The sequence below is a fragment of the Bradyrhizobium sp. 155 genome (assembly GCF_023101105.1).
Classification (GTDB): domain Bacteria; phylum Pseudomonadota; class Alphaproteobacteria; order Rhizobiales; family Xanthobacteraceae; genus Bradyrhizobium; species Bradyrhizobium canariense_D.
Genome location: NZ_CP064704.1, coordinates 4,957,410 through 4,972,085, shown reverse-complemented (window position 1 = coordinate 4,972,085; position 14,676 = coordinate 4,957,410). Strand labels below are relative to the sequence as shown.

The window sequence follows — 14,676 nt, the reverse complement described above, 5'->3', positions numbered from 1 at the left end:
GATGCGGCTGCAGGGGCGCACGGCCATCATCACGGGCGCAGGCTCCGGCATCGGCCGCGCCAGTGCAAAGCTGTTCGCGGAAGAGGGCGCACGTCTTGCTCTGGTCGATCGCGATCCAGCCGGACTTCAGGAAACGTTGAGCTTGGTCGGCGAGGCAACGACGCATATTGGCGACGTCGGCGATGCCGATTTCGCCGAGGCGGTGGCAAATGATGTGGTAGCACGGCACGGCCAGCTCGATATCCTGATGACTGCCGCTGGCTTCTCCTGTGGCGGCACCGTGTTGACAACGGACCCCGCCGATTGGGATGCGGTGTTCCGCACCAATGTCGGCGGCACCTGGCTGTGGGCGAGGGCAGCCGTGCCGCAGATGCAGCGGCAGAACAGCGGTTCGATCATCACGCTGGCGTCGCAGCTTGCGATTGCCGGCGGCAAGGGCAACAGTGCCTATATCGCCGCCAAGGGCGCGATTGTCAGCCTGACCCGGACGATGGCGGTGGATTTCGCGGCGGACGGCATTCGCGTCAACGCCATCGCGCCCGGTGCGATCGACACGCCGATGCTTCGCCGCAGCTTTGCCCGCCACGCCAATGCGGACGAGGTGCGCGAAGCCTCCCGCGACCGCCATGCCATGAAGCGGTTCGGCCAGGCCGATGAGATCGCGCAGGCCGCGCTCCACCTCGCAAGCGATGCCTCCTCATTTACGACCGGCACCGTGATGGTGGTCGACGGAGGCTGGCTTGCGGCATGAGTGATGCGCTGACAGAGCTCGAAATGGACGTTCGCGCCGATCTCGCCCGGATCGCGCATCCCGGTGCCGCCTGGCTCGAACCGAAGACGGGACCGGATGGCAAGCCGGCGCTGGATGTGCTCGTGATCGGCGCCGGCCAATCCGGCATCGCCATCGGCTTCGGCCTGATGCGCTCCCGCGTCAGCAACATCCTGCTGCTGGACAAGGCCGAGGAGGGGAAGGAGGGGCCATGGCTCACCTATGCCCGCATGCCGACGCTGCGCAGCCCGAAGGACTATACGGGACCTGACCTCGACATCCCCAGCCTGACCTATCAATCCTGGCATGAGGCCCGCTTCGGCACGGAGAGCTGGCAGACACTCGACCTGATCCCGCGCGGCCACTGGGCTGAGTATCTGCTCTGGCTGCGGCGCACGATCGGCTTGCCCGTGCGCAACGGCTGCGAGCTTCTGGAAATCCGGCCGGCGCCGGATGGTTTGCTGGCCGCACGCGTGAAACGTGGCGATGGCGTCGAGACACTCCATGCGCGCAAGATCGTGCTTGCGACGGGGCAGGAGGGAATGGGGAACTGGATGATCCCCGAGCCGCTGAGCCATCTGCCCATGAGCTCGGTCGCAACCGTCGCCGACGACATCGACTTCGAAAACCTTCGCGGCAAGCGCGTCGCCGTGATCGGTGCCGGCGCATCTGCCTTCGACAACGCAGCAACCGCGCTGGAAGCGGGCGCGGCGGAGGTGCACCTGCTGTGTCGTCGTGCGCAGATCCAGCTGATCCAGCCCTATCGCTGGCTGACTTTCCGCGGCTTCCTCCGCCATCTCAGCGATCTCGACGATGCCTGGCGGTGGCGCTTCATGCGCACCATCCTCGACATGCGCGAAGGCTTTCCGCAGGCAACTTACGATCGCTGCGCAAATCACGCCAATTTCACATTGCACGAGGGCGCCCCGATCGAGGCGGCCCGCGAGACCGATCGTGGTGTGGAATTGCAGACGCCGCGCGGCGCCATACCTGCGGATTTCGTCATCTGCGGCACCGGCATCGACATGGATTTTTCCGGCCGTGGCGAGTTGCGCGCATTTGCCGGCAATATCGCAACCTGGGCCGACCGCTACCAGCCCCCGGAGAGCGAGCGCAGCGCGCGGCTCGGTCGCTTTCCCTATCTCGCCGACGATTATGCCTTCACCGAGCGTGTCGCGGGCGATACGCCGTGGATCTCGAATATCCATCTCTTCGCCATCGCCTCCACCATGAGTTTCGGTCCGTCGGGATCGTCGATCAACGCGATGACGACCGCGGCGCCGAAGCTAGTGAATGGCCTGACGCGCGGCCTGTTTCGTGCCGATGTCGAACGGCATTGGGCCTCGCTTCGCGCCTATGACGTGCCGCAGGCCGTGGTGACGCGGCCAGCGCGAAACTTGGAGGAATCGCGATGATCGTCCATGCGCCGCCGCGACAAAGCGTCCACAAGAGCGCATCAAGAGACTGGCGCGCAACTTGCTTCTTTCTTAACCTGTCCTGTCGGCGTTCTTGTCGAAAATTTTGGGGAAAACGAATGCGTTTTGTGTCTTTCAGGATGGCATCCTCCGTGCTCGCCACCACTGCGCTTCTGCTTGTCGCCGCTGCGCCTGCGCAAGCGCAAACCAGGGCGGAGACGCTGCGCTATGTCACCGGTGCATCGGTCAACACGCTCGATCCCAACATCCCGGGCTCGACGCGGGAATCCTTCGCACTGAGCATGAGCACTTACGACCGCCTTGTGGCGTTCGGCCGCAAGCAGCTCAACGGCAAATGGGTGTTCGATCTGGACAAGATCAGCGGCGAGCTCGCCGAATCCTACGACGTCAGTCCGGACGGACTGAAGCTGACGTTCCGTCTGCGCAAGGATGCTAAGTTCCAGGACGGCTCGCCCGTGACCGCCGAGGACGTCAAATGGTCGCTGGATCGCTGCGTCACCGCGCCGATCCTCGGCAAGGCACAATTGCTGACGGGATCATTGACGTCGGCTGACCAGTTCAAGGTGATTGATCCCCTCACAATCGAAGTGACGCTGCCGAAACCCGACAAGCTCGCGCTGCCGAATCTCGCGACCGTCTACCCGCTGATCATCAACTCGAAAGTCGCCAAGGAGCATGCGACACCAGAGGATCCATGGGCCACGGCCTGGCTGAAGGAGCACACCGCCGGCAGCGGTGCTTATGTGATCGAGAGCTTCAAGCCCGGCGAGCAGGTGATCATCAAGCGCAACGAGGCCTGGAACCGCGGCTCGCCCGACAAGCCAGCCTTTTTCAAGCGCGTGATCGTGCAGTCCGTGCCGGAGCCCGCGACCCGGGCCAATCTGGTCGAGCGTGGCGATGCCGATCTCGTCGTTGATCTCCAGGCCAGCGACGTGCAGTCGCTCGAAGTCAAGGGCAAGCTCAAGGTGATCTCGACGCCGCAATACAATTCGATCACCTTCGTCTCGATGAACAACCAGATCCCGCCTTTCGACAACGTCAACGTCCGCCGCGCCGTCGCCTTCGCGCTGCCCTATGAGGACATGTTCAAGGCTGCCCTGTTCGGTCGCGGAGCCCCGCTGTTCGGTGCGACTTGGCCGGATGGCAAGCCGTTGAACGGCATCTATCCGTTCCAGGCGCCGGTGAAGACCGATCTCGACAAGGCGAGGGAGTATCTGAAAGCTGCTGGACTCCCGGAGGGTTTTTCGACCACCTTCAGCTTCAACGTCGGCCAGGCCTCGACCGCCGAGCCGATGGCGGCCCTCGTGAAGGAATCGCTTGCCAAGATCGGGATCAAGGTCGACATCCAGAAGCTGCCGGATGCGCAGATGTCCACGCAAATCAACGAGAAGAAGCTGCCCTTGTTCACGGAAGGCATCGTCGCCTGGCTGCCCTCGACCGATTACTTCTACCGCAATTTCTACACCGGCAATCAGCGCTGGAACTACAGCTCGATCAACAATCCGGAGCTGGCGACGATCGCGCAGGAAGCGCGCTTCGAGCCTGATAAGGCCAAGTACGAGGAAGCCGGCCGCAAGCTCAACGCGATCCATTTCAGCGAGATGCCGCAGATCCCGCTGTGGCAGCCCAACCAGGACGCCGTGATGGCCTCGTCGATCGAGGGCTACACCTATGAATTCCATCGTCAGGTCGACTATCGCGACGTCAGCCGCAAGTGACTTCAAAAAGTAACTTGAGCAAGAAATCATGTCTGCAAACCAGAGGCTCTGAATGGTGATGACAGGTCTTGGTGCGACGGTGGCGCGGGCGGGGAGGCGGCTTCTGTCATCGCTGCCGGCGTTGTTCGGCGTGCTGGTCTTCACCTTTCTGCTGATGCGGGTCCTCCCCGGAGATCCCGCGGTGTTCTTCGCCTCGGGGCCCAATGCCGGCAAGGAAGAGATCGAGCAGATCCGCAAGCAGATGGGGCTCGACAAGTCGGTGCCGGAGCAGCTCGTGTTCTATCTGTCCGATATCGGCCGCGGCAATCTCGGCCGCTCCATGATGACCGGACAGCCGGTCCTGAAGGACCTTCGCGAACGGCTGCCGGCCTCGCTGGAGCTCACCTTCACGGCGCTGCTGATCGCGCTGATCGCGGCGGTCCCGCTCGGCGTGGTCGCAGCCTTGAAACCGGGATTGCTGGTCGATCACGGCGTGCGGCTGTTCTGTGCGCTCGGCGTCTGCGTGCCGACCTTCGTCTCGGGCCTGCTGCTGATCTATGTGTTCTACTATCTGCTCGGTCTTGCGCCTGATCCGACCGGGCGGATCGACGTCTTCACCTCACTGCCGCCGCAGCGCACTGGGTTCCTGTCGATCGATTTCTTGCTCGCGGGGGACATCGAAGGCTGGTGGGCGGCCTGCAAGCAGTTGATCCTGCCGGCGCTGAGCATGGCCCTGTTCGTCATCGCGCCGCTGGCGCGGATCACACGTGCCTCGATGCTGGTCTCGCTCGGTAGCGATTTCGTGCGCACCGCGCGCTCCGTCGGATTGTCCTGGCAGAAGGTCGTCGTCACCTATGCGCTGCGCAATGCGATCCTTCCCGTCATCACCATTGCAGGCATCGTGTTCTCGACCATGCTTGGCGCGAATGTCCTGGTGGAGAAGGTGTTCTCCTGGCCGGGCGTCGCCTCCTACGCGCTCGATGCGCTGCTGTCGTCCGACTATGCGCCGGTGCAGGGTTTTGTGCTGCTGATGGCTGGCATCTTCGTGCTGGTCAATCTGGTCGTCGATATCTGCTACGGCATCGCCGATCCCAGGGTGTCGATCGGATGACCAGCGCAACCTTCCGCCATTCGGTCTGGATTTTGCGCGGCAACCCGCTGACCGGCGTCGCCGCGGCCGGTGTCCTGCTGTTTGTCCTGGTCGCGATCTTCGGACCGTGGCTCGTGCCCTATGATCCCATCGTCTCCAATGTCTCGGAGGCCTTGCAGCCGCCGAGCGCGGCGCACCTTGCCGGCACCGACCAGCTCGGGCGCGACGTGTTCAGCCGCCTCGTCGTTGCGGCACGGCTCGACCTCGCCATCGCGGTCTCGGCGGTCGGCATCTCCTTCGTGATCGGCGCCGTCGTGGGCTCGTTCTGCGGCTATGCCGGCGGCAGGCTCGACCGCTCGGTCGGCCGCTTCGTCGATGTCATGATGGCCTTTCCGCTGTTTGTGCTGGCGATGGCGATGGTTGCGGCGCTCGGCAACCGGATCGAGAACATCGTGATTGCGACCGCGATCATCAATCTGCCCTTCTACATCCGCTTCGCCCGTGCCGAGGTCAACGTCCGGCGCAATGTCGGCTGGGTGGAGGCGGCGCGTTCCTCCGGCGAGAGCCATTTCTCGGTGGTGCTGCGCTTCCTGTTGCCGAACATCCTGCCGGCGATGGCGGTGCAAATCTCACTCAACCTCGGCTGGGCGATCCTGAACGCCGCCGGTCTTTCCTTCATCGGCCTTGGCGTCAAGCCGCCGACCCCGGAATGGGGCATCATGGTCGCGGAGGGGGCGCGCTTCATCTCGACGGGGCGGTGGTGGCTGGTGGCCTTTCCGGGCCTCGCGTTGATGATGGCCGTGCTGTGCTTCAACCTCCTCGGTGACGGGATGCGGGACATTCTCGATCCGCGCATGCGCACATGAGCGAGGAATTGCTCAGGATCGACGACCTCCACGTGGAATTCTCGACGCGACGAGGGATGGTCGAGGCTGTGTGCGGTGTGACGCTCACGGTCGAAGCCGGCGAGATGCTTGGCCTCGTCGGAGAAAGCGGCTCTGGCAAGTCGGTCACCGGTTTTGCCACGACGCGGCTGCTCGATGCGGCCGGCCGCGTCACCGCAGGCAAGATACTGTTTCGCGGGCAGGACGTCACAAAACTCAGGGGTGACGATCTCCGGCAGCTCCAGGGCGCCGCGATGTCGATGATCTTCCAGAACCCGCGGGCGGCGCTCAATCCGATCCGCGCGATCGGTTTGCAGATCGCGGACGCGATCCTCACGCACAAGCGGATATCGAAGGATGCCGCCCGCGCCGAAGCGCTGGAGCTGTTGCGCGCCGTCCAGATCCGCGACCCCGAGACGCGGATGAACGCCTATCCGCACGAACTCTCGGGCGGCATGTGCCAGCGTGTCATGATCGCGATCGCGATTTCCTGCAATCCCGCGCTGTTGATCGCCGATGAGCCGACGACCGGACTCGATGTCACCACGCAGAAAGTGGTGATGGACCTCCTGGCGGAGATTGCCGCCGCGCGCGGCATGGCGACGATCCTGATCACGCACGATCTCGGGTTAGCGGCGCGATATTGCCGCCGTATCGCGGTGATGGAACGCGGCCGCATCGTCGAAGAGGCAAGCCCCAGGACGCTCTTCGGCGCGCCGCAGCACGCCTATACCAGGCGTCTGGTGGCGGCGTCGCCAACCGCGACCTCCCGGATTGAGGATCTCGTGACGGAAGAGGAGCGGGAAGGCTACGCGGCTGTCATCGGCAGGCCCAGACGGGAGCCCGTCCACGGGACTCCGCCGCTGCTGGAAGTGCGCAAGCTCGCAAAACGCTTCGACGAGGGCGCTGCGGCGGTGGCGGACTTCTCGATGACGATGGCCGGCGGCGAGAGCGTCGGCCTCGTCGGTGAATCCGGCTCCGGCAAGAGCACGACGTCGCGCATGATCTGCCGCCTGATCGACCCGAGCGAGGGCGAGATCGTGTTCGACGGCCAGGCGATCGGCCATGTGGCGTCGCGCGACTTTCACCGCTCGCAGTTCCGCAAAGATATCCAGATGGTGTTCCAGGACCCGAACGAGAGCCTCAATCCGCGCTTCACCGCCTTCGACTGCATCGCCCATCCCCTGATGCGGCTCGATCGTATGCGTGGGGGCGATGCGCTGCGCAAGCGGGTGGAAGACTGCGCCGATCGCGTGGGGCTGCCGCTGGATCTGTTGCCGCGCTTTCCGCATCAGCTCTCCGGCGGCCAGAAGGCGCGCGTCGGCATCGCCCGCGCCATCGCCTGCCGGCCGCGCCTTCTGGTGCTGGACGAGCCGACCGCTGCGCTCGACGTCTCCGTTCAGGCCGTGGTGCTGCAACTGCTCGACCGCCTGCGGCGCGAGAACGACATCGCGCTGCTGTTCGTCAGCCACGATCTCAACGTGGTGCGGATGCTCTGCGACCGCACCATCGTGCTGCGCAATGGCGGCATCGTGGAGCAGGGCGAGAGCCGGGCGTTGTTCGACAATCCCAAGACCGACTACACGCGCAAGCTGGTCGAGGCGATCCCGCATATCGAGACCGGCCCGGTGCTGGCGGCCGCGCTTTGAGGTCTCGACTGGCCCAGCTAGTGCGGATATCGCGCTGGCGAAGGTCTGGTTAGTGGCATACCATTTGCACGCCAATGAGCTCTGGTTTCACCTGTTCTTGGCCAACGATGGCCGGCATCACGGCACTATTGGGAGGATTTCATGGATCGCAGGACCGTATTGAAGGGACTGGCCGGCGCGGGCGGTCTGGCATTGAGCGGCCTCTCGGCCCCTGCGATCGCACAAGGCGCCTCCGCGCGCACCCTGCGCTTCGTGCCGCAAGCAAATCTCGCCAATTTCGACCCGATCTGGGGCACGCAATATGTCGTGCGCAATGCCGCCGCGCTGGTCTGGGATACGCTCTACGGCGTCGATTCCGCGCTGCAGCCGCAGCGGCAGATGGTCGAGTCCGAGGAAGTGACCGACGACGGCACCACCTGGACGTTCAAATTGCGGCCGGGGCTCAAATTCCACGACGGCGAGCCGGTGCTGAGCAAGGACGTCGTTGCGAGTCTCACTCGCTGGGCGGCACGCGATCCGATGGGGCTGATGCTCAAGGCGCTGCAGCAGGAACTCACCGCTGTCGACGACCGCACCTTCAAATGGGTGCTGAAGCAGCCGTTCCCGAAGATGCTCTACGCGCTCGGCAAGAACAATTCGCCTTGCGCCTTCATCATGCCGGAGCGCATTGCGCAGACCGACCCGTTCAAGCAGATCGGCGATTATGTCGGCTCGGGGCCGATGAAGTTCGCCAAGGCTGAGTGGGTCCCGGGCGCCAAAGCCGTGTTCGAAAAATTCGCCGACTATGTGCCGCGGCAGGAGAAGGCATCGTGGCTCGCCGGCGGCAAGCAGATGCTGCTCGACCGCGTCGAATGGATCGTGATGCCGGATCCGGCGACCGCCGCGGCCGCGTTGCAAAACGGCGAGATCGACTGGTGGGAGAACCCCATCGCGGACCTCGTCCCGGTCCTGAAGAAGAACAAGAACATCAGCGTCGACATCGGCGATCCCCTCGGCAATGTCGGCTCGTTCCGCATGAACTTCCTGTATCCGCCCTTCAACGACGTGCGGGCGCGGCGCGCAGTGCTGATGGCGATGAGCCAGGAAGACTATATGCGTGCGCTCGTCGGCGACGACAATTCGCTGTGGAAGTCGCTGCCGGGCTTCTTCACGCCCGATACGCCGCTCTACACCGAGGCGGGCGGCGAAGTCTTGAAGGGCAAGCGCGATCTCGACGCCGCCAAGAAGCTGCTCGCGGAGAGCGGCTATTCCGGCCAACCGGTGACGTGCCTGGTGGCGCAGGATCAGCCGATCACCAAGGCGTTCGGCGATGTGACCGCCGATCTCCTGAAGAAGCTCGGCATGAATGTCGACTTCGTCGCGACCGATTGGGGCACCATCGGCTCCCGCCGCGCGCAGAAGACACCGCCCGGGCAGGGCGGCTGGAACATGTTCCACACCTGGCATGCAGGTTCGGACTGCATCAATCCGGCGCCCTACACCGCCATTCGCGCCAACGGCGACAAGGCGTGGTTCGGCTGGCCGAGCAGCCCCGGCACCGAGAAGGAGGTCACGTCCTGGTTCGAGGCCAAGAACCTCGACGAGGAGAAGGCCGCGGTCGCTCGCCTCAACAAGGTCGCGCTCGAGGACGTCGTCTACGCGCCGACCGGCTTCTTCCTCAGCTACACGGCCTGGCGCAAGAACGTCTCCGGCATCACGAAAGGGCCGCTGCCGTTCTTCTGGGGCGTGTCGAAATCCGCATGACCCTGCGCTGAAGCCAGATGCTCTCCTACATCCTCCGGCGTATCGCCTCGACCTTGCCCGTGATGGCGATCGTCGCGCTGTTCGTGTTCAGCCTGCTCTACATCGCGCCGGGGGATCCCGCCGTGGTGATCGCGGGCGATCAGGCAAGTCCGGAGGATGTGGAGCGCATCCGTCAGAGCCTCGGCCTCGATCGGCCCTTCCTGATCCAGTTCGGCAGCTGGGTCTGGCGCATTCTGCACGGCGATCTCGGCACCTCGATCTTCACCAATCTGCCGGTCTCGACCATGATCGGCCAGCGTCTCGGGCCGACGCTGTCGCTGATGATGGTCACGCTCCTGCTCACGATCGTGGTCGCGGTGCCGCTCGGCGTGCTGGCGGCCTGGAAGGCGGGAAGCCTGATCGACCGGGCCATCATGGCCTTTGCCGTGTTCGGCTTCTCCCTGCCGGTCTTCGTCGTCGGCTATGTCCTCGCCTACGTCTTTGCGCTGGAGCTCGAATGGCTTCCCGTGCAGGGCTATACGCCGCTCGCCCAGGGCCTCTGGCCCTGGCTGCAAAACCTGATCCTGCCGTCGATCGCACTCGGCTGTGTCTACATCGCGCTGATCGCGCGTATCACGCGCGCCACCATGCTCGAAGTGCTGCAACAGGATTATATCCGCACCGCGCGCGCCAAGGGCCTCGGGCAGGGCGGCATCCTGTTCGTCCACGCGCTGAAGAACGCGGCAGTGCCGATCGTCACGGTGATCGGGATCGGCATTGCGCTTCTGATCGGCGGCGCGGTCGTCACGGAAAGCGTGTTCGCGATTCCCGGCCTCGGCCGGCTCACGATCGACGCGATCCTGCGCCGCGATTATCCCGTCATCCAGGGCATCGTGCTGCTGTTCAGCTTCGTCTACGTCCTCGTCAATCTGATGATCGACGTCGTTTATACGCTCGTTGACCCGAGGATCCGCTATTGACCGACACGACCGTCAATCCGCAAGCGCTGCCGGCGGGCTTCGTCCTCGCGCCGCAACTGCCGGAGATTCTTCGGCCCGTCGTGATCCGGCGCGGCTTCATCGGCCTGCTGCGGGGCCATCCCACCGTCGCCATCGGTGGCACGTTGCTGCTGATACTCGTCCTGATCGCGATTTTTGCGCCTTATCTTGGCACGGTGGATCCGACCGCACTTGCGCCGGCCAAGCGCACCCGCGCGCCGTCGGCGCTTTACTGGTTTGGCTCCGACGTGCTCGGTCGCGACATCTATTCACGCGTGCTGTTCGGCGCGCGCGTCTCGCTCACGGTCGGCTTGTCCGTTGCGATCTTCGCCTCCGCGGCCGGTCTCGCCATCGGCATCGTCTCCGGCTTCATCCGCTGGGCCGACGGCATCTTGATGCGCTTCATGGACGGCCTGATGTCGATCCCGCCGATCCTGCTGGCGATCGCGCTGATGGCGCTGACACGCGGCAGCGTCGGCAACGTCATTCTGGCGATTACGGTTGCCGAAATCCCGCGGGTTTCCCGCCTTGTCCGTAGTGTGGTGCTGTCGCTGCGCGAACAGCCTTACGTGGATGCGGCGGTCGCCTGCGGTACGCGCACACCGATGATCATCCTGCGCCACATCCTGCCCAACACGCTGGCGCCGATGCTGATCCAGGCGACTTACATTTGCGCCAGTGCGATGATCACGGAAGCGATCCTGTCCTTCATCGGCGCGGGAACGCCGCCGACCATTCCGTCCTGGGGCAACATCATGGCCGAGGGGCGGGCGCTGTGGCAGGTCAAGCCCTACATCGTGTTCTTTCCGGCGGCGTTCCTGTCGGTCACCGTGCTCGCCGTCAATCTGCTCGGCGATGGCCTTCGCGATGCGCTCGATCCGCGCATGGCCAAGAGCCTTTGATGGCGAGGGGCTGATCGCGATGGCACTGCTTGAAGTCGAAAACCTCCAGACCCACTTCCGCACGCCCAGCGGCATCAACCGCGCGGTGGAAGGCGTGTCGTTCCATGTCAACGAGGGCGAGACGCTCGCCATCGTCGGTGAGTCCGGTTGCGGCAAGTCGGTGACCTCGATGTCGCTGATGCGGCTGATCCCGGAACCGCCCGGCAGGATCGCCGGCAGCATCCGCTTCGCGGGCAAGGACCTGCTGCAAATGTCGGATCGCGAGATGCGCGCGATCCGCGGCAACGACATCTCGATGATCTTCCAGGAACCGATGACCAGCCTCAACCCGGTCCTGACCGTCGGCCGTCAGATCCGCGAAACGCTGATGATTCACCAGGGGCTGGACAAGCAGGCCGCCGAGGCGCACGCGATCGAGATGCTGATTCTGGTCGGCATTCCCGAGCCGAAGCGGCGCGTGCGGGAATATCCGCATCAGCTCTCCGGCGGCATGCGCCAGCGCGTCATGATCGCCATTGCACTCGCCTGCAATCCAAAGCTTCTCATTGCGGACGAGCCGACCACAGCCCTCGACGTGACGATCCAGGCGCAGATCCTGAAATTGATGCTGGATCTCAAGCACCGGGTTGGCGCGGCGATCATCCTGATCACCCACGATCTCGGTGTCGTCGCCGAGATCGCCGAGCGCGTCATGGTCATGTATGCCGGGCGCAAGGTCGAGGAGGCGCCGGTGGCGGACCTGTTCCGGTCGCCGCGTCATCCCTACACGCAGGGCCTGCTCGGCGCAGTGCCGCGGCTCGGCTCGTCGCTGACCGGCACCGCGAGGCGGCTTGCAGAGATTCCGGGGCAGGTGCCTGATCTGCGCAAGCCCATCGTCGGCTGCGTCTTCGCCGGACGTTGTGCGCTCGCGACCGATCTCTGCCGGCAGTATGCGCCGGGGCTCGAAGAGAAGGGGCCACGTCACGTTGCGGCCTGCCACTATGCGGCCAAGGGAGCGGTCGCGGCATGAGTCCCCCGCTGCTCCAGGTCAACGACCTCAAGAAGCACTTCCCGGTCAAAAAAGGCTTGTTCAGCCGCAAGTCCGAATGGGTCTATGCGGTGGATGGCGTGTCGTTCGAGATCGCGCGCGGCGAGACGCTGTCGCTGGTCGGCGAGTCCGGTTGCGGTAAATCGACGGTCGGCCGCGCGATCCTGCGCCTGTTCGACATCACGGCGGGGCAGGTCATCCTCGACGGCCAGCGAATCGACGACGCCCATCCGAGCACGATGCGCCAGATGCGCCGCCGCGTGCAGGTGGTGTTCCAGGACCCGTTCTCGAGCCTCAATCCGCGCATGCGCGTGCGCGACATCCTGGCCGAGCCGATCCGCAATTTCGGCCTCGCCAAATCCGCGATCGATCTCGAGACACGCGTGACGGCGCTGATGGACACCGTGCGCCTGCCGCGCGAGGCGCTGAACCGCAGGCCGCACGAATTCTCCGGGGGCCAGCGCCAGCGCATCGGCATCGCGCGTGCGCTCGCCGCCGAGCCCGATCTGATCGTCTGCGACGAGGCGGTGTCGGCGCTCGACGTCTCGGTAAAGGCCCAGATCGTCAATCTGCTGCAGGATCTGCAGCGCGAGTTCGGCCTGGCGCTGCTGTTCATCAGCCATGACCTCGCGATCGTCGAGCACATGACCCATCGCGTCGCGGTGATGTATCTCGGCAAGATCGTCGAGGTGGCGCCGCGCTACGAGATCTTCGCCGCGCCAAAGCATCCTTACACCAAGGCGCTGCTCTCGGCGGTGCCGCTGCCCGAGCCTGGCGCTCAGCGCAATCCCATCATCCTCAAGGGAGACGTGCCGAGTCCGATCAACCCGCCAAGCGGGTGCCGCTTCCACACCCGTTGCCCGCTCGTATTCGATCGCTGCCGGACCGAGGAGCCGACATTGCGCGCGGCTGGACCCGAGCAGTGGGTGGCCTGTCATCTCGAAGAAGGTGCGACGGTGACGAGCGGCTAGCCGTCTGGGCGGTCGCAAAGCTCTGGATCGAGGCGCAGGGGCGTCAATCGGGCGAGGATGACACTCTGCTCCTGTTTTGCCCGACGAGTCAAAAACGTTTGCGACGAAAATTCATGTGTAAAAACAACCTCATTCTACTGTGCATGGGGTTGTTTTCGCGTTTTTTGTTTTAGCCGCCTTCAACCCTGGCGGCGCAGGAAGCCCGTGATCGTGACCTTTTCCCAGATGTCGGCCGCGGCAAACGGATCGGCTTGGTTGAAAGCCTCGACCTCGCTGCGGCCGGGCGCCTCGATCAGGAACAGGCTGCCAATCATCCTCTCGCCGTCGTCGGAGACCAGCGGCCCTGACATCACGATCTTGACGCCGAAGCGCGAGGTGTCGCTCAGGAAAGCCTTGTGGGCGTCGTAATTGGCGAGCCGGATCGGCTGCGCGCCGGCGCGGTCGAGGGCGTGAATGGCGAACAGCATGATGGTCTCCGTTTATATCACGTTTTCTTGGGACGGCCGCGGCTGCGGCCGTCCGGGCTTGTCGTGATGGCGGCGGTTGGTTACTTGCCGCCGAGCTTGCTGGCTTCTTCGAAAGTCGGGCAGCTCCGTTGCTCCAGCGGCACGTCGAACGGCTGGTAATTGTCCTTGGTGATCACGGTCGGCTTCAGCACGATCTCAGCAATGACGGGCTGGTTGCGCAAAGAGCGGATCGCCATCATGGTGCCGAGGCAGCCTTGAAAGAATCCGTTGTAATCGCCGCTCGCGAGCAGCTTGCCGGACTTGATCGCGTCGATCGCTTCCTTGGTGCCGTTGATGCCGATCACCTGCGCCTTGCGGTTGGCGCCGTCGAGGGCCTCGATCGCGCCGACCGCCATGGCGTCGTTGGCGGCGAGCACGCCGTCGATCTGCGCGTTCGACTGCATCAGATTCTCCATCACCTGGAGCGCCTGGAGCCGCTGGTAATTGCCGGGCTGCGAGGCCAGCAGTTTCGCACCGGCGTTTTCCTTCAGCGCGTAGTTGAAGCCGCGGACGCGGTCGACATTGGTCAGCGAGCCCTTGACGCCCTCGATGATGACGATGTTGCCCTTACCGCCGAGCGTCTTGAGCAGGAAGCGCGCGGTCTCGAGCCCGAGGCTGTAATCGTCGGCGCCGACGAAGGACAGGAACTTGCCGCCGGCCGAGCGATCGGTGATGTTGACGACGGGGATCTTGGCCTCGTTGATCTTCTCCACGCCCGGCACCATCGCCTTGTAGTCGACCGGCGTGAAGACGATGGCGCTAGGCTTCTTCACCACGACGTCCTCGATCTGGCTGAGCTGCTCGGGAATGCTGTCGGGCTTGGTCGGGATGTATTGCAGCGTCTTCGCGTTCAGCGTCTTCGCCATGTTGTCCGCGCCGACCCGCACCGTCTGGAAGAACGGATTGGTCTGGTTCTTGGTAAAGACGGCGATGGTCTCGCCATCGGCTCGCGCTTGCGTGGTGAGCGCGGCCGCCATCAGCAGCGGCAGCGCCAAATAACCCAGTGTCTGTTTCATGTTGCCTCC

13 protein-coding genes are annotated in these 14,676 nt (G+C 64.3%); 11 read left to right on the top strand and 2 right to left on the bottom strand.

The window, feature by feature from the left end; all coding sequences use genetic code 11:
• Position 1: 1 nt before the first annotated feature.
• From IVA93_RS24270 to IVA93_RS24220, 11 genes are all read left to right on the top strand, one after another.
• Positions 2-751 (top strand): SDR family oxidoreductase, encoded by a 750-nt coding sequence (locus IVA93_RS24270; RefSeq protein WP_085352387.1) that lies wholly within the window; start codon positions 2-4, stop codon positions 749-751.
• Entirely contained in the window at positions 748-2,184 is a 1,437-nt protein-coding gene (locus IVA93_RS24265) for an NAD(P)-binding domain-containing protein (protein ID WP_247477485.1), read from the top strand. The genes IVA93_RS24270 and IVA93_RS24265 overlap by 4 nt, the downstream gene beginning before the upstream one ends.
• Before the next feature lie 119 nt (positions 2,185-2,303).
• Positions 2,304-3,923 carry an ABC transporter substrate-binding protein gene (locus IVA93_RS24260; RefSeq protein ID WP_247455099.1) on the top strand — a complete coding sequence of 540 codons (1,620 nt, stop codon included), beginning with the start codon at positions 2,304-2,306 and terminating at the stop codon, positions 3,921-3,923.
• A gap of 55 nt (positions 3,924-3,978) precedes the next feature.
• Complete coding sequence (locus tag IVA93_RS24255; protein WP_524536870.1) at positions 3,979-5,013, top strand: ABC transporter permease; 1,035 nt, start codon at positions 3,979-3,981, stop codon at positions 5,011-5,013.
• Positions 5,010-5,858 carry an ABC transporter permease gene (locus IVA93_RS24250; protein ID WP_247370757.1) on the top strand — a complete coding sequence of 283 codons (849 nt, stop codon included), beginning with the start codon at positions 5,010-5,012 and terminating at the stop codon, positions 5,856-5,858. Before IVA93_RS24255 ends, IVA93_RS24250 begins: the two co-directional genes overlap by 4 nt.
• Positions 5,855-7,525: a nickel ABC transporter ATP-binding protein NikE gene (gene nikE, locus IVA93_RS24245; RefSeq protein ID WP_247370754.1), complete on the top strand. Its 1,671-nt coding sequence runs from the start codon at positions 5,855-5,857 to the stop codon at positions 7,523-7,525. The genes IVA93_RS24250 and nikE overlap by 4 nt, the downstream gene beginning before the upstream one ends.
• Before the next feature lie 141 nt (positions 7,526-7,666).
• Positions 7,667-9,268, top strand: coding sequence for an ABC transporter substrate-binding protein (locus tag IVA93_RS24240; protein ID WP_247455098.1), 1,602 nt, complete (start codon positions 7,667-7,669; stop codon positions 9,266-9,268).
• 17 nt (positions 9,269-9,285) lie between these two features.
• Positions 9,286-10,227, top strand: coding sequence for an ABC transporter permease (locus tag IVA93_RS24235; RefSeq protein WP_085352392.1), 942 nt, complete (start codon positions 9,286-9,288; stop codon positions 10,225-10,227).
• The gene (locus IVA93_RS24230; protein ID WP_018458693.1) at positions 10,224-11,147 is read left to right on the top strand and encodes an ABC transporter permease; all 924 of its coding nucleotides are present in this window, start codon (positions 10,224-10,226) and stop codon (positions 11,145-11,147) included. Before IVA93_RS24235 ends, IVA93_RS24230 begins: the two co-directional genes overlap by 4 nt.
• 19 nt (positions 11,148-11,166) lie before the next feature.
• The gene (locus IVA93_RS24225; protein ID WP_027517118.1) at positions 11,167-12,156 is read left to right on the top strand and encodes an ABC transporter ATP-binding protein; all 990 of its coding nucleotides are present in this window, start codon (positions 11,167-11,169) and stop codon (positions 12,154-12,156) included.
• Complete coding sequence (locus IVA93_RS24220) at positions 12,153-13,145, top strand: ABC transporter ATP-binding protein (RefSeq protein WP_247455095.1); 993 nt, start codon at positions 12,153-12,155, stop codon at positions 13,143-13,145. Before IVA93_RS24225 ends, IVA93_RS24220 begins: the two co-directional genes overlap by 4 nt.
• 179 nt (positions 13,146-13,324) lie before the next feature.
• On the opposite strand, the gene IVA93_RS24215 is transcribed toward IVA93_RS24220, so the two are convergent.
• Together IVA93_RS24215 and IVA93_RS24210 are read right to left on the bottom strand one after the other, a co-directional pair.
• Complete coding sequence (locus IVA93_RS24215; protein ID WP_247370743.1) at positions 13,325-13,612, bottom strand: YciI family protein; 288 nt, start codon at positions 13,610-13,612, stop codon at positions 13,325-13,327.
• A gap of 80 nt (positions 13,613-13,692) precedes the next feature.
• Positions 13,693-14,667: a sugar ABC transporter substrate-binding protein gene (locus tag IVA93_RS24210; protein ID WP_247370740.1), complete on the bottom strand. Its 975-nt coding sequence runs from the start codon at positions 14,665-14,667 to the stop codon at positions 13,693-13,695.
• Positions 14,668-14,676: the final 9 nt, after the last annotated feature.

Coding starts and splice junctions, on each gene's coding strand:
- IVA93_RS24225 (WP_027517118.1), top strand. CDS start 11,167: ATGGCACTGCTTGAAGTCGAAAACCTCCAGACCCACTTCCGCACGCCC.
- IVA93_RS24235 (WP_085352392.1), top strand. CDS start 9,286: ATGCTCTCCTACATCCTCCGGCGTATCGCCTCGACCTTGCCCGTGATG.
- nikE (WP_247370754.1), top strand. CDS start 5,855: ATGAGCGAGGAATTGCTCAGGATCGACGACCTCCACGTGGAATTCTCG.
- IVA93_RS24265 (WP_247477485.1), top strand. CDS start 748: ATGAGTGATGCGCTGACAGAGCTCGAAATGGACGTTCGCGCCGATCTC.
- IVA93_RS24215 (WP_247370743.1), bottom strand. CDS start 13,612: ATGCTGTTCGCCATTCACGCCCTCGACCGCGCCGGCGCGCAGCCGATC.
- IVA93_RS24210 (WP_247370740.1), bottom strand. CDS start 14,667: ATGAAACAGACACTGGGTTATTTGGCGCTGCCGCTGCTGATGGCGGCC.
- IVA93_RS24240 (WP_247455098.1), top strand. CDS start 7,667: ATGGATCGCAGGACCGTATTGAAGGGACTGGCCGGCGCGGGCGGTCTG.
- IVA93_RS24260 (WP_247455099.1), top strand. CDS start 2,304: ATGCGTTTTGTGTCTTTCAGGATGGCATCCTCCGTGCTCGCCACCACT.
- IVA93_RS24270 (WP_085352387.1), top strand. CDS start 2: ATGCGGCTGCAGGGGCGCACGGCCATCATCACGGGCGCAGGCTCCGGC.
- IVA93_RS24250 (WP_247370757.1), top strand. CDS start 5,010: ATGACCAGCGCAACCTTCCGCCATTCGGTCTGGATTTTGCGCGGCAAC.
- IVA93_RS24220 (WP_247455095.1), top strand. CDS start 12,153: ATGAGTCCCCCGCTGCTCCAGGTCAACGACCTCAAGAAGCACTTCCCG.